The sequence below is a fragment of the Mesorhizobium sp. B264B1B genome (assembly GCF_020165765.1).
Taxonomy (GTDB): Bacteria; Pseudomonadota; Alphaproteobacteria; order Rhizobiales; family Rhizobiaceae; genus Mesorhizobium.
Map to the genome: position 1 here is coordinate 167826 of NZ_JAIUIS010000009.1, position 14606 is coordinate 182431.

A 14606-nucleotide genomic window follows, 5' to 3' on the forward strand; every position below is an offset into this window, starting at 1 on the left:
TAGTGCCCTTCGGCACGCTAAAGCCGCACGCGCATATGACGTTCATGATGGCTCCTGAATGGGTTGGGAGACAGCCTTACGGCTGCCTCCCGTTGCGCGCGTACGCGACTTGCCAGTTCCACCAGCGGCGCCCTGAAACCCCTGAAAGGCTGGCGGCACGCTTGCTGGCTTTCTTGCCCGGACATCTGGCTTGCCCGGTTTACCGCCGCCAAGAAATAAAGAGGATTAAGCCACCGGCTTGCTAGCCGCACGGCCCTTGACGATCACAGCACTCGCCGCAACCGACGTGCCGCTGTTCAGGGTAAGCACCGTGCGTACATAGCGACGATTGCCGATGTAGCCGACCTTCACAACGCTGGTGGCGACAAGGGCAGCCGGGAATGTGCCGACAAGGTCGCTGGCAGCAACGTCGGTGAACGTGGTGCCGTCGTCCGACTCCTGAAGCTTGGGCGTGAAGTTGCCAGAACCGGCAATAGCGCCAGTGTTGATGATGACGGCTGCACCGTTGAAGCCAAGCAGGTCGATAGCGGCTGAGGTGTTCGTAGCGGTGAGCACGGCAGGCGCAACAGCCTGGACCGCACCGATATTGTTCGCGAGATCGCGCATGAAATAGTCCTTGTGAAAGAGAATGGGGCGGCCACTAAGGACCGCCCGTATCTGCGGAATTTCCGCAGATAGAATTACGTCGAGATCTTCACCTTGCGGAACTTCGCAGGCTGGATCACGCCAGCACCCACTCTGCGTGTCGCATGCACACGAGTGATGCCGTTGGTTGCCAGCAGGTACGGGTTCACAAGGATCGACAGGGCCAAGCGATCGACAATGCGGTAGCCTGAGAAGTCACCGAACAGAACCGGGAAGTTGCCGGCGCCGACGTCGGGCATATCCACAGCTTCAACAACGGGACGTCCAAGGATCGATTCCGGCGCGCCAAGCGACAGGGCGGGCTGCCAGATATAGGAGCCGGTTACAGAGTCCTTCATGCGCCTTGTCGCCGCCAGGGACGTCGAGTTCATAACCCATGTCGCTGCATTACGGTATGCTGCCGGGAGGCTGTAGAACGTATTGATAAGACCGTCAGCCGTCAGCGTCGAAGCTGCACCGGAAACGGTGAAGCCGATGTCGGCATTAGTCATCAACCCTTCCGGATCAAGCGTGCCGGCGCCATTCACGAAGGCCAAGCCTTCCTTCTGTCCGAAATCTTCGGCAAGGGCCAGGTTGACTTCTGCTTCAGCCTGACCAGCAGAGTCGGCGAGCAGTTGGTTGGAAATATCGACGTAGGTGTTAACCTCACGGATGACGACTTCCGCCTGCCCGAAGGTCGGCTCCGACGCTTCCTGAGACTGGGTTTCGCCCTTCCACTTGGCGTTGGTAACGCTGGTGCGCTTTGGGTACATAACGGACGCGTTGCCAGTCGAGCGAACCGACGCGAGCGCGCGGATCGGGCTGTACTGGACGAGGTTGCGAATGAACTCCGTGCTCATTTCGACCGGCGCCAGGTAGCCGCCCTGCGGATCCGAGCTAACCGTAAGCGTCTTGAGTTCCTCGGCCGGCGTGTTGTTGCCAAGGCGCAGATAATTACCGAAGGCCTTCTGCTCGGCGGTCGGCTCACCCTTCTTATCGGTGATAATGGCAGGGCGGTTGAGCTTGGTTTCTACGCCATCGAGGCGAGCCTTGAGCGCGTCTACCGCAGCCGCGGCCTTGGTTTCGGCGGCAGTTGCCTTAGCTTCTGCGGCGGCCAGCTTCGTTTCGATAGCGGCCAGATCAGTATTCGGATTGGTGTTTTCGGTAGTCAAAGGGAATTCCTTTACATTTGTAATGCGTGCCTGGTCATGAGCCGGCACGGCGACGAGGCTGACTTCGACAAGATCGAGGTCAGAGATTGTGCGGCCTCCGCCTTTTCGCGGTGCTGCCTTCTTGGTCATGAAGCCTACTGAGAGGCCCGTAACCGCCTTCGCCTGCAAAAGCGCGCGCACTTCCTTGGCTCTGGCAACATCCGCAACAAGCAACTTGCCGCGAACCTTGAGACCGTCTTTATCGACGGCAATTGAATCCCACACACCTACGGCCTGTGCCTGGTCGTGCGCGAAAAGCATGGGAAGGGACTTGCCGATTGCTCCAGCAAAGGCAGCCGGCGAAATCATGTCTCCGGTGCGGTCCTCGGAAGCGAAATCCCAAGCCTTGCCTTCGACAAGGCCCGTGTCGTCCGCAGTGAATGCGGCTTTGAATTCTAGCCGTTCCATCAGGCCACACCTGCCGCAACGGCAACTGCCTCAACGGCGGTCGGAACCGGCTCATCTTCCGACTTCCTGCCGACGATTGCCGCCGCCATGATGGACAGCGCCAGGGCGGCATGCTCTCCAAGCGGTGAGCGCTCGAAATACCGCGTCATGAGCTTGTTAGCCTCGGCTGGTGACGTACCACCGCCGACCAGTCCAAGCCTCAACACGTGCCGTATCGTGTCGACTTCCCAAGCGCCTGCGTAGAGCTTCCGGAAAGTCACCATTGGACCTTCGTTGAGCTTTTCGCCCAGTTCTTGGAGGAACTGGAAACCACCAGAATGGACGTCGAAGCGGTGAATGGCGTCGCCGAAAAATTCATCGACGTAGGTAAGGAAGGGTTCGTCCGTCATGCGGCGGCCTCGATTACTGGAGGTGGGGTGTTGTCGTTCGCTGGCTTGGTAGGCGTGCCGGTATTGGGGTTTTCGTACTTGTCGCCACCCGCATAAGGCGGTGCGCCGTCCCATGCTCGAAGCTCGTTAGGACTGTAGATGCGCGCAGATACCAGGCTGCTATAGGCAGTCGCACGCGCGCCAAGATCGGCCTGCGTGAGGTCGTCACGCTCAAACCAAATGCGGAACGACTTGCGATCCCCGGGTGCGATAAGCGCCCTCATAAGGGCTGCCTCAAGGGCGCGTAGCCACGGCTCCAGACAATACGTCAGGAACTCCTTGCCCATCTGTTCGGAATTCGACCATGTAGCGCGGTCGAGTTCGAACACCATCTGCGGGGGAACCCGGAAAGCTCGACAGATTTCGAGGTTCTGGAATTTTCGCAGTTCTAGAAACTGGCTGTCGACACTGGAGAAGGTGAGCGGCTTCCAGGCCGCGCCGTCCCATGTAACAGCAGTACCGGAACCGTTGCCGGATCCACCGAAGGCAGCCTGCCAACCGGCCTTTACCTTCTTAAGCGCCTCGTCGCCCAGCTTGACGCCGGTTGGGAACTCAAGAACACCGGCCGGGCGAGCGCCATTCGTGAATAGTTTCGCGGCATGCTTCTCCATCTGATAAGCGGTGCCGATGGCTTCTGCCGCCATATTAAGAGGCGACTTAGCGAATGGCGCGGTCAGGTGGATGACGTCGCCAGAGGGAACCACATTTCCGGATAGCCTGTATGACGGCTCGTTGGTGTTCGCGTCGCGCTGGACGCTAATGACCGAGTGGTTGTACCGGATAATCTCGACCGGCTTGCCGTCGACCCGATTGACCCATGCCAGGCCGCCCGTGTCATAAATCAGTGCCTCGGCTACTAGGTCGCGGATCAGCGAAAACCCAGAATCCCAAGGGCAGGCATCGCCATTCAGCAGCGGCCATGCGGGGTGTTCCTCGTCGTCCACCCATGCGTCGCCGTCCTTGCGCTGCACTTTGACGCATAGCGTTGCAGCGGCCTCGCTGATCGCACGCACGGCGGCGGCAACCGCTGGTACCGTAAGCGCCACGCTGGCCGGCACAGCCGCTGTTCCGGTGACGCTCGCGCCAAGGATGGCCAACAGTTCTTCGTCGGGGGCGGCGAGGCTCTTTTGTTCGATCGGCACGGTAGGTTTACGAAACGGCCACATCGGTGCCTCCATAGATTGCGGCGCACCGCTCAGAAATCTCGGCACAGATGGAGCCGATAGGGAGTAGGATTTTCGACTTGTCGACGGCCAAGCGTTCAACGTCTCTGTCGGAGATCACGCGGCCAGATGCCGATGAAACAGACATGACATCGACCACAAGCACGTCATCCGCCGCAGGTGGCGTCTGAAGGTGTTCGAAGGCCTGTGCGATAGCGGTAAGCCAGCCGCGGCCAGCGCGCTCAAGCTCATAGCCAACGCGTAAGATGCAGATGTCTTGCGGACTGAACCAACGCCTGTCGCCGCGGCGCTCGCTGAAAAGGATTTCGCAATCACGAATGCGGTGCACCCAAGCGTCGAGCGTGCCGCGCCGCAAGCCAGCCAGGGCAGCGGCTTCCGCAACTGTAAAGTCGCGGTTTTGCCAGTCGGCCATGGTCGGCCTCCTTATGATGGTAAGATTGAGATTTGGGCAAAGAAAAAGGCGACGCAAAAGCGCCGCCCAACAATATTCTCATACATATACGCTACAACGCGCCACGATCTGGCACGTTATGCGGCGATATTTGTCTTCCCGTTGTTATCGTTCATCGCAACGAGCATCTTGGCGGTATCGAGCAAGGCACGTTTGGCTGCGCGATCCGCGTACTGCGGGCCATACCCCAGACGCACGCCGAGGGACTTCAACGAACCGCCCGCAGCCATTTCGTCCAACACTTCCCTGGCTTCACCTTTGGGCTTTTCTGGTGCGTCCCATACTCCCACCGTGCCGGAGTTCGTTCCCTGCTTCGGACGCGAGATGCCACCGAAGAAGTGGGCGCCTTTTGCTGTTACGGTCGGGCACTTGGTTATCGGTGGCGCAGACGGCATCAGGGCGGCAAGCAAGGCGCGTGCCTCCTCGGCGCCATACCGGTTAGCGGCCTCGTCGCGAGGAAGTGGGTCATAGTAGACGCTCGGCTTGCCGTCATCGGTCGGCCGTCGGCACGGCGCGCGTTCCAGCGCAATGGTGTCCATAGGCGCTGGCGTCGTCGGACGAAGCTTCAGATAGACGGCAGGACTGCGCTTGTTCTTGCCGTTGCCCCTCACGTCATCCTTCGGCTTCAGCTTCTTCCCTTTTTTAGTGACGCCCCACTCCTTGAGCGCGCCGCGATAGAAGGTAAGGTCGCCAAGGAACTGCCACTCGTCGTCGCGGTAGGTCTTGCCGGCGAGGCGCCGGTATCCATTGCCTACATGCCGCACGCCATCGCGCACATACACGCGGAAAGCATCGCTGGCCGCCCGCATGAGTTCGCCAACAGTCGGACGCGTTTCCCGGTCAAGCTCGTCTGCATGGGCGGGTGCGGCTGGCTTCTGGTCGATCAAGGCGCGGGCAACGGCCAGGACAGCATTCGGATCGTTTTTCTTGAGCCAGTTCAGAAGGGGAAGCGTCCCGCGGTATCTGGTGGTCGTCATGCTGAGTCCTCGCTCTGTGTAGGTGCATTAGACTGGTTAGAGTGATTAGAGTCAGAGGAACTATAATCGGTATAACCGGTCTTACCGGGGTGTACATAGAGTGCGTATGCGACCTTCTTCACCTCGCCATCCTTGACCATTTTGCCAAGCAGGACATTGATGCTCGCAGCTTTCGCTCCGATTTCCTTGGCAACGTCCGCAGGAGACATGGCACCTGTAGCTTGTTCAAGGGCGTCCAGCACCCGCCGCCGTTCGGTGGAACGCTTCACGTCGACAGCATCGCCAAGCACTGACCACTTGCCGTTGTCGAAACGTAGGGCCTTCTCAAGCTCCTCAATGTCGCGTCCGCGCCCATACAGCTTCGGCCCGTCCGTGTCGCGGTTAAGCACAAGGATGCTGTCAGCGGCGCCCGTCAGGCCATTCGTACCCGATATCATTTCGAGCGGGTCCGACGCTTCCATTTTTCTGACATGCGTAATTACGACCACGGCAAGCCGATGTTCGCCCGCCCACCTTTGAAGCGGCGAAAGAGTCGCATAGTCGGCCTCGTATGAGTCCTGTGTTTTCTTTCTTGCAGGACGGACCATTGCCAGCGTGTCTACGATGACCATGCGCGGGTTTTGAACGCTAAGCCGCCAAGCATCGAGACGAGCGATTAGCCCGCCATCAATCTTCGGCGCTTCGGTGTCCAACTCGAGGTGGGAAAGATCCGGCCATAGCGATTTTATGGGTGGCAGCAACACCTTCAGGCGATCCTGTAGGCGCCGCTGATTGTCTTCCAAAGCGAGATAGAGCGCGTCCCCTTGCTCGCACCGCACCCCCAATGCGTTGCCGCCACTGGCAACTGCTATGGCGACATCCAGCGCCAGCCAGCTCTTGCCGAGTTTCGGGCGCCCGCCAAGAATGGTCAGGCCCTCGGTAATGACGCCAGGCACAACGTAGGCGACGGGCGCAAACTTCATACCGAGTAGGGCTTGGGCGCTTATTGCTGTGCCTGGTCTGTTATCGTTGGCGGCTTTGGGCGGCTCTTTCTTGGGTGGCTCTGTAGGTTTCGCCTGCCGTACCTTCAGTGGCTCGTCATCGATGAGGGCGTCAGTGACGAGATAGCGCGCGATGTCGCCAACCGACGTCACGACACCGATCTGGCGCACCTCGGGCGTTCCTTCTCGCAGCAGGGTAACGATCGACACAGAATCGGACAACGCGTCGCCGGTGAATCTGGCGAAGCTGTCCGTTAGAACACCCAAACGCGGAACGTCTTCCGGTTCTAACTCAGACCAGTGGCCAGCGAACTTTTCAATGGTGTCGCGCGAGGTGTTGGCCCAATCCGGCTGGCCGTCAACGAATGGCACTAGAATCACATCGCCATAGAGGTTGTCGGCAAGGTATGCGACGGTTTCGAGCGCGTGGTCACGCGGGTCGACGCCGATAAATTCTACGGCTGGCTGTGTGTCGTCATCTTCGCCGAATCCGGCCGGTAGTTCGAATGGCGTCATTTCATTGGGCTTAGGCTGCGCGTCGGTCATTAGGTTCCATTCCCAGGGCGGCGAGCGCCAGTTCAATAATTGCCTTGCGCGCTCCCGGTGAGCAGGACAGTGCGTTTCCTTCGCGGCCTGGGCCGTAAAGGAACACGCGCCCATCCGGCGCCTTCACAATGCTGCAGTCTTGGATGGTAATGTCGTCTGTTACGGCGAGGTTGAATTTGCCAAGCGGCATAAATCCCTTCGGCGACCGATCCTGATGGATTGGCCGCATCGATCGAATGTTCATTAGAGGTTCCTGTTTTCAGATGGCTGCCGCAGGCAGTAAAAAGCCGCGCCCCGGCGCCCTTGCGGTGGGTGACGAGGAGGAAATGGCAGAGGCGCGGGGTAGAGGGCTACTTAGGGTAGCCGTCTTCTCCGAATTCGATCTTCGGTCCTGTCCTGGCGTGCGTAGGTTCAGCCATCACCGCTTCAACGGCGGTAATGGCAGTCTGGACGCGGGCAATGCGTTCAAGGGTATCTTCATCTCCAGCTTGCGCTGCGTATTGCTCAACGAGTGCACGGCGGAGTTCTTTCAGGTGGTCGAAGGCGTCGTCAAAATCAGTCATGCCGCTGCCCTCCCGTTGATGCAAGTATCAATCCAATTTTCCACCTCCGCCCGGACGTAGGCGATGCGACGCTCGCCTAGTTGGACAGGTCGTGGAAACTTCCCCTCTGCGGCCATCAGGCTAAGAAGCGGGCGGGAAAGGCTGGTTGCAATGGCTGCATCCTTTGGCGCCATAAGGCGCGGTAGGTTGTCATTTACGGCTGGCTGCACTTTTTTCCTCCGGAGGGCTTGACGGCAGATCTAAAATGGCGGTACAAGTTGACAGGTCACTATTATTGCGCGAAGCGTTTGGGCGCGCAATTTTTGACAATATGCCCATTTGCCTTTTTAGTCAATATGGAAAATGCGAGCGTTGGCGCTATATCGCCTGCGCGCAGTAGTCTGCCCAGTCTTCCATCAGGATGCGTCTTTTCTGCAACGCATCGGAACGCCTGTAGGCCGCTTCGGTCTTGTCCTTCAATGTATGTGCAAGTGCTGCCTCCGCGACGTCGCGCGGGTGAGTCGTCTCATCGCCGCACCAATCTCGAAACGAACTACGCAGCCCATGCAGGGTAGAATCGTCGCCAGTTGCCTTCCGAAGCGCCTTCACCATCGCCGTGTCACTGATGGGAAACACCGTGTCGGTGGTGGCGATTTCCTTCATCGCCTTGACGATCTCAACTGCGCGGTCGCACAGAGGAACGCGATGCTCCCGACCGGCCTTCATTCGTTCAGGTGGTACCGTCCAGAGGCCAGCCTCTAGATCGAATTCGTTGAAGGTGGCGCCGCGCACCTCACCACTGCGGGCGGCCGTCAGGCAGGTGAACTCCACAGCCCGTGCAGAAACACCAGCGGCGGCACGGAGAGCCTTTATTGCGGCTGGTACCTCGTTGTACTCCAGCGCGGCGTGATGGCCTCTGGTGAGCTTCTGGCGAGGCGGCAATAGATCCTTCAACCCGCCACGCCAATCGGCAGGGTTATCACCGACATACAGCCCTCTCGCCTTGGCGTGGTCCATGACGGCCGCGATCCGCATCCGTAGCCGATCGGCGGTTTCTGGTATCGTGCCCCAAATTGGTTTCAGGGTTTCAACCACATCGTCGCGGGTGATGGCGTCAATGGGCTTCTTGTGCAGAGGCTTGGCGTACTCTCGCAAGGTCATCGACCACTGCGCCTTGTGCTTCTCGTTCCTGAAGCCGGACTCCTTTACGGTGATCACATCATCCATGACGTCGGCGAAAGTCTTCTTCGCCGACAGGTGATCGCCGCGGGCAAGGCGCAGACGGACGGCTTCGGCTTTCTCGCGGGCCAAGGCTAGCGATACCGGTGCCGTCCCTTGGCCGTAGCCGCCCAGGCCAAGCTCTGTCCGCTTGCCGCCGCGCTTATATATAAAGAACCACTGTCGACTGCCTTCCTTCCTGACACGCAGGAAAAGCCCGTCGCCATCCGAATGGATGCCCACTGGAAGGGTTCGAATCCGCGTTTCCGAAAGCTTATGCTTGGCCATATCGATTCCCGTTGCCATAACCGAGTTATGGAAAATAGGGAAAATACGGCAAATAGCAATGATAAAGCACTAGCAATTTCAATATGTTACAGAAAAAGGCGGACGCTCTCTCCGCCATCCTGCTTCGCTCTTCGAGCTTCGCAGGATTGGCTCAATCGACAGCGCGAAGCAGGATGCCCTCCGAAGCTTCAGCGTAGGAGGGCAGGGTCATCAACCTTGCCGACCGGCTTGCACGATTAAAAAAGCAGCTGTTAGTTTCGAGCGCTTTGGGAAGCGCGTCGAGTGATCCTTGGGCATTCTATGAACACGCCGCCCCCGACCCGGTTTTGGAATTCCCGGTGATCTGGTAATGGGTGATCCCGACCACAGGAGATGGCATGCCGGACGATGTAATGGTGCGCGACAGCAACGGCGCTCAGTTGAGTGACGGCGATTCCGTTACGCTGATGAAGGACCTCAAGGTCAAGGGCACTTCGGAGACGATCAAGCGCGGCACGTTGGTGAAGAACATTCGCCTTAACGGTAATCCCGGTGAGATCGAATGCAGTACCAGGCAAGTGAAGGGCCTGGTGCTCAAAACCGAGTTCGTAAAGAAGGCGTGACCCTCAAGGCGGTCGAGCCGCAGGGGTAGAATGCGTTTACCGGCGGCGAGCCGTTTCGTCGGCCAACCTGTTACCCCTTACGACTGACGATATCGCTGGAGCGCCAGGACGCGTTCACCACTTCCAATTCATCCGCCGAAAATCTTTACAAAATTCCTATTTCTTTCCGCTTTGCCCCGTCTCGAACCTTTATGGCGATCGGGTCCATATTCCGCTTTGAGAAAAACGTCGGACGCCGTCACCCAAGTGGGCGGGGCGTTCTCACGTAATCGCCAAGCTGCTTCGAGCGGGCGCAAAGTGGAAAAATCAAAGCAAGGACAAGCACAATGGACATCATTGTTCTCGGGATCGGGGTTTTGTTTTTCGCCCTCTCCTTTGCCTACGTCAAAGCCTGCGACAGAATTTGAGCGATCGGGCCATGCTTGTCGATTACATCCTCGGTGGCGGCGTGACGTTGTTCCTGCTCGCCTATCTGACATACGCCCTGATCCGCCCGGAACGCTTCTGACCGGCGCACGGAAAGCCACATCATGACTATCAACGGATGGATACAGATCCTTCTCTATTGCGGGATCCTGGTTTTGCTCGTGAAGCCGCTGGGCGGCTACATGCATCGCGTCTTCACCGGCGACCGCAGCTTGCTGTCGCCGGTGCTCCGCCCCGTCGAGCGGGGCCTTTATCGCCTGGCTGGAACCGGCGACCAGGAGCAGCACTGGACGGGCTATGCCGCCGCCATGCTGTTGTTCAACCTTGCCGGTTTCCTGGCGCTCTATTTCCTCCAGCGCCTGCAAGGCGGCCTGCCCTACAACCCGGCCGGCATGAGCGCGGTCGAACCGGGGCTCGCCTTCAACACCGCGGCCAGCTTCATGACCAACACCAACTGGCAGAACTACGGCGGCGAGAGCACGATGTCCTATCTCGTGCAGATGGCCGGCCTCACAGTGCAGAACTTCCTGTCGGCGGCCACCGGCATCGCCATCGCCATGGCGCTGATCCGCGGCTTTGCCCGCGCTTCCGGCAAGTCGATCGGGAATTTCTGGGTCGATATGACCCGTGCCACGCTCTACGTGCTTTTGCCGCTCTGCGTCGTGCTCACCCTGGTCTATGTCTGGCTCGGAATGCCGCAGACGCTGGGAGCCTATGTCGGCGCCACCACGCTCGAACGCGCCAAGCAGACCATCGCCGTCGGGCCGGTCGCCTCGCAGATCGCCATCAAGATGCTCGGCACCAATGGCGGCGGCTTCTTCAACGCCAATGCCGCGCATCCCTTCGAGAACCCGGACGCCGTCTCCAACCTGATCCAGATGCTGTCGATCTTCGCCATCGGCGCGGCGCTCACCAACGTCTTCGGCCGCATGGTCGGCAACCAGCGCCAGGGCTGGGCGATCCTGGCCGCCATGGGCGCGCTGTTCATCGCCGGGGTTGCGGTCTGCTATTGGGCGGAAGCCGCGGGCAATCCGCTGGTCCATGCGCTGGGCATCGACGGCGGCAACATGGAAGGCAAGGAAACCCGCTTCGGCATCGCGCTTTCGGCGCTGTTCGCGGTCATCACCACGGCGGCCTCCTGCGGCGCGGTCAATGCCATGCATGACAGTTTCACCGCGCTCGGCGGCATGATCCCGCTCATCAACATGCAGCTCGGCGAAGTCATCGTCGGCGGCGTCGGCGCCGGCTTCTACGGCATCCTGATGTTCATCCTGATCGCCGTCTTCGTCGCCGGCCTGATGGTCGGGCGCACGCCCGAATATCTCGGCAAGAAGATCGAGGCCAAGGAGGTCAAGATGGCGATGCTGGCGATCCTGTGCCTGCCGCTGGCGATGCTGACCTTCACGGCCATCGCGGTGGTCCTGCCGAGCGCCGTGGCATCGATCGCCAATGGCGGTCCGCACGGCTTCTCCGAGATCCTCTACGCCTATACGTCGGCGGCGGCGAACAACGGCTCGGCCTTCGGCGGCCTCACCGGCAACACGCCCTGGTACAACATCACGCTGGGTCTCGGCATGCTCATGGGCCGTTTCCTGGTCATCATCCCGGCGCTCGCCATCGCCGGCTCGCTGGCGGCGAAGAAGACCGTGTCCGCCTCGGCCGGCACGTTCCCGACCGACGGCCCGCTGTTCGTCGGGCTGCTGGTCGGTGTCATCGTCATCGTCGGCGGCCTGACCTTTTTCCCGGCGCTCGCCGTCGGGCCGATCGTCGAGCATCTGGCCGCCATCCACGGGCAGACATTCTGAGACGGAAGTGTCTTGGCTGAAACGGAAATGTCCTGGTTCAACAACAGGCATCGCAACGATCGCCATCCCGCCGACAACGGAAAGGAGGAACGGCCTCCTCCTTTCCCCACCATGTCGACATTCCTCGGCATCGCCGCCGTCATGATCGTTCTGTGGTTGCTGGCCTACGGGCTTCCGCATCTTCTTTCGGCATCCGACCGCTCGGTGCCGTCCAACAACACCGAAGCTGGAGCTTCAAAATGAGCCAGTCGAAATCAGCCAGCATCATGGATGCCGGCATCCTGTGGCCCGCCATCGGCGGCGCCTTCAAAAAGCTGAACCCACGCACATTGGCCAGGAACCCGGTGATGTTCGTCGTTGCCGTCGTCTCGGCGCTGACATCAGTGCTTTTCGTCAAGGACCTCGCCAGCGGGCGCGGCAACCTCGGCTTCACCATCCAGATCATCATCTGGCTGTGGTTCACCGTGCTGTTCGCCAACTTCGCCGAAGCCGTCGCCGAAGGCCGCGGCAAGGCGCAGGCCGATTCGCTGCGCAAGGCGCGCACCGAGACCCAGGCCAAGCTCCTGACCGGCGAGCACCGGACGAAATTCAGGCTGGTGCCCGGCACCAGCCTGAAGGTGGGCGACGCCGTGCTGGTCGAGGCCGGCGACATCATCCCCTCCGACGGTGAGGTGATCGAAGGCGTGGCTTCGGTCAACGAGGCGGCGATCACGGGCGAATCGGCGCCTGTCATTCGCGAATCCGGCGGCGACCGCTCCGCGGTCACCGGCGGCACGCAGGTGCTCTCCGACTGGATCCGCGTGCGCATCACCGCCGCCGCCGGCCACACCTTTCTCGACCGCATGATCTCGCTGGTCGAGGGCGCCGAGCGCCAGAAGACCCCGAATGAGATCGCGCTCAACATCCTGCTGGTCGGCATGACGCTGATCTTCGTGCTGGCCACCGCTACCATCCCGAGCTTCGCTTCCTATTCGGGGGGCTATATCCCGGTCACGGTGCTCGTCGCTTTGTTCGTGACCTTGATCCCGACCACTATCGGCGCGCTTTTGTCGGCCATCGGCATCGCCGGCATGGACCGTCTGGTGCGCTTCAATGTGCTCGCCATGTCCGGCCGCGCCGTGGAGGCGGCCGGCGACGTCGACACGCTTTTGCTCGACAAGACCGGCACGATCACGCTCGGCAACCGCCAGGCGACCGAATTCCGCCCGGTCAAGGGCGTCACCGAGCAGGAACTGGCCGATGCGGCACAGCTTGCCTCGCTCGCCGACGAAACGCCGGAAGGCCGCTCGATCGTCGTGCTGGCCAAGGAGAAATACGCCATCCGCGCCCGCGACATGGCGACACTGCACGCCACCTTCGTGTCCTTCACCGCGCAGACCCGGATGAGCGGCGTCGACATAGACGGCTCCTCCGTGCGCAAGGGCGCGGTCGATTCCGTGCTCGCCCATGTCAACCAGACGACATCAGCCAGCCACGCAACGCGCCCGAACAGCGATACGATCAGGGATCTCCAGGCGATCGCCGACGAGGTCGCCAAATCGGGCGGCACCCCGCTTGCGGTCGAGCGCGACGGACGCCTGCTCGGCATCGTGCACCTCAAGGACATCGTCAAGGGCGGCATCCGCGAGCGCTTCGCCGAGCTGCGCAGCATGGGCATACGCACGGTGATGATCACAGGGGACAATCCGATGACGGCGGCGGCCATCGCGGCCGAAGCCGGCGTCGACGACTTCCTTGCCCAGGCGACGCCGGAGGACAAGCTGAAACTGATCCGCGACGAGCAGGCCAAGGGCAAGCTGGTCGCCATGTGCGGCGACGGCACCAACGATGCACCGGCTCTTGCCCAGGCCGACGTCGGCGTCGCCATGAACACCGGCACGGTGGCGGCGCGCGAGGCCGGCAACATGGTCGACCTCGACAGCGATCCGACCAAGCTGATCGAGATCGTCGAGATCGGCAAGGCGCTGCTGATGACACGCGGTTCGCTGACCACCTTCTCCATCGCCAATGACGTGGCCAAGTACTTCGCCATCATCCCGGCCATGTTCGCCGTGTTCTACGTCGCGCCCGGCCAGACCACAGGTCCGCTGCAGGCACTCAACATCATGCATCTGGGGACGCCGCAGAGCGCCATCCTGTCGGCCATCATCTTCAATGCGCTGATCATCATCGCGCTGATCCCGCTGTCGCTGCGCGGCGTCAAATACCGGGCGATCGGCGCCGGGGCGCTGCTCAGCCGCAACCTGCTCGTCTACGGCCTCGGCGGCATCATCGTGCCGTTCGCCGGCATCAAGATTATCGACATGGCCGTCACGGCCCTCGGCCTTGCATAAGGGATCATTCCGATGCTCAAGCAAATCAGACCCGCGATCGTCATGATCGTCTTCTTCACCGTGCTGACCGGGCTCATCTATCCCATCGGCATGACCGGCATCGCCCAGGCGCTGTTCCCGAAACAGGCCAATGGCAGCCTGATCGAGAAGGACGGCAAGGTGGTGGGTTCGGAACTGATCGGCCAGGCCTTCGCCAGCGACCGCTATTTCCACGGCCGGCCCTCGGCGGCCGGCAATGGCTACGACGCCGGCGCCTCCAGCGGCTCGAATCTGGGTCCGACCAACCTCAAGCTGATCGAGCGCATCAAGGGCGACGCGGCGAAGTTGAAGGCCGAAAACCCCAATGCGCCGGTTCCGATGGGCCTCGTCACGACATCGGGCAGCGGGCTCGATCCCGACATCAGCCCCGAGGACGCTTCTTTCCAGGTTCCGCGTGTCGCCAAGGCCAGGGGTATCGATGAAGCCAAGGTCAAGGCGCTCGTCAACAGCCATGTCGACGACCGGGAGCTCAGCGTCCTGGGCGAGCCGGTGGTCAATGTGCTGGCCCTCAACCTCGCATTGGACGACACAGCCAAGCAATGAA

General features: G+C 60.7%; 17 protein-coding genes. 6 read left to right on the forward strand and 11 right to left on the reverse strand.

Annotation, left to right across the window (positions count from 1 at the left end; genetic code table 11):
* Positions 1-225 precede the first annotated feature (225 nt).
* From LB547_RS19985 to LB547_RS20035, 11 genes are all read right to left on the reverse strand, one after another.
* The gene (locus LB547_RS19985) at positions 226-606 is read right to left on the reverse strand and encodes a hypothetical protein (RefSeq protein ID WP_140761305.1); all 381 of its coding nucleotides are present in this window, start codon (positions 604-606) and stop codon (positions 226-228) included.
* A 74-nt stretch (positions 607-680) separates the two neighbouring features.
* Positions 681-2243, reverse strand: coding sequence for a phage major capsid protein (locus LB547_RS19990; protein ID WP_140761308.1), 1563 nt, complete (start codon positions 2241-2243; stop codon positions 681-683).
* Positions 2243-2632, reverse strand: coding sequence for a gene transfer agent family protein (locus tag LB547_RS19995; RefSeq protein ID WP_181171701.1), 390 nt, complete (start codon positions 2630-2632; stop codon positions 2243-2245). Before LB547_RS19995 ends, LB547_RS19990 begins: the two co-directional genes overlap by 1 nt.
* A complete protein-coding gene (locus LB547_RS20000) occupies positions 2629-3837 on the reverse strand; it encodes a phage portal protein (RefSeq protein ID WP_140761314.1) in 1209 nt (402 codons plus the stop codon). The genes LB547_RS19995 and LB547_RS20000 overlap by 4 nt, the downstream gene beginning before the upstream one ends.
* The gene (locus LB547_RS20005) at positions 3821-4267 is read right to left on the reverse strand and encodes a hypothetical protein (RefSeq protein ID WP_140761317.1); all 447 of its coding nucleotides are present in this window, start codon (positions 4265-4267) and stop codon (positions 3821-3823) included. The genes LB547_RS20000 and LB547_RS20005 overlap by 17 nt, the downstream gene beginning before the upstream one ends.
* Positions 4268-4383: 116 nt before the next feature.
* Positions 4384-5283: a hypothetical protein gene (locus LB547_RS20010; RefSeq protein ID WP_140761320.1), complete on the reverse strand. Its 900-nt coding sequence runs from the start codon at positions 5281-5283 to the stop codon at positions 4384-4386.
* Entirely contained in the window at positions 5280-6809 is a 1530-nt protein-coding gene (locus LB547_RS20015) for an AAA family ATPase (RefSeq protein ID WP_224655830.1), read from the reverse strand. Before LB547_RS20015 ends, LB547_RS20010 begins: the two co-directional genes overlap by 4 nt.
* Complete coding sequence (locus tag LB547_RS20020) at positions 6790-7053, reverse strand: hypothetical protein (RefSeq protein ID WP_140761326.1); 264 nt, start codon at positions 7051-7053, stop codon at positions 6790-6792. Before LB547_RS20020 ends, LB547_RS20015 begins: the two co-directional genes overlap by 20 nt.
* A 106-nt stretch (positions 7054-7159) precedes the next feature.
* Positions 7160-7372: a hypothetical protein gene (locus LB547_RS20025; RefSeq protein ID WP_140761330.1), complete on the reverse strand. Its 213-nt coding sequence runs from the start codon at positions 7370-7372 to the stop codon at positions 7160-7162.
* The gene (locus LB547_RS20030; protein ID WP_140761495.1) at positions 7369-7545 is read right to left on the reverse strand and encodes a helix-turn-helix transcriptional regulator; all 177 of its coding nucleotides are present in this window, start codon (positions 7543-7545) and stop codon (positions 7369-7371) included. Before LB547_RS20030 ends, LB547_RS20025 begins: the two co-directional genes overlap by 4 nt.
* Before the next feature lie 184 nt (positions 7546-7729).
* On the reverse strand, positions 7730-8857 hold the full coding sequence (locus LB547_RS20035) for a tyrosine-type recombinase/integrase (protein ID WP_140761333.1): 1128 nt from the start codon (positions 8855-8857) through the stop codon (positions 7730-7732).
* 377 nt (positions 8858-9234) lie between these two features.
* Between LB547_RS20035 and LB547_RS20040 the strand changes: the two genes are divergently transcribed.
* The 6 genes from LB547_RS20040 to kdpC all read left to right on the forward strand — a co-directional run bounded on the left by LB547_RS20040 (position 9235) and on the right by kdpC (position 14605).
* Entirely contained in the window at positions 9235-9459 is a 225-nt protein-coding gene (locus tag LB547_RS20040; protein ID WP_140584299.1) for an alkylphosphonate utilization protein, read from the forward strand.
* Between the two features lie 418 nt (positions 9460-9877).
* Complete coding sequence (kdpF, locus tag LB547_RS20045) at positions 9878-9967, forward strand: K(+)-transporting ATPase subunit F (RefSeq protein WP_015315765.1); 90 nt, start codon at positions 9878-9880, stop codon at positions 9965-9967.
* Positions 9968-9989: 22 nt separating this feature from the next.
* A complete protein-coding gene (gene kdpA / locus LB547_RS20050) occupies positions 9990-11690 on the forward strand; it encodes a potassium-transporting ATPase subunit KdpA (RefSeq protein WP_140761338.1) in 1701 nt (566 codons plus the stop codon).
* A 12-nt stretch (positions 11691-11702) separates the two neighbouring features.
* Positions 11703-11933 (forward strand): hypothetical protein, encoded by a 231-nt coding sequence (locus LB547_RS20055; RefSeq protein WP_224518924.1) that lies wholly within the window; start codon positions 11703-11705, stop codon positions 11931-11933.
* Complete coding sequence (gene kdpB, locus LB547_RS20060) at positions 11930-14023, forward strand: potassium-transporting ATPase subunit KdpB (RefSeq protein WP_140761342.1); 2094 nt, start codon at positions 11930-11932, stop codon at positions 14021-14023. Before LB547_RS20055 ends, kdpB begins: the two co-directional genes overlap by 4 nt.
* A 12-nt stretch (positions 14024-14035) precedes the next feature.
* Complete coding sequence (gene kdpC / locus LB547_RS20065; RefSeq protein ID WP_140584302.1) at positions 14036-14605, forward strand: potassium-transporting ATPase subunit KdpC; 570 nt, start codon at positions 14036-14038, stop codon at positions 14603-14605.
* Position 14606: the final 1 nt, after the last annotated feature.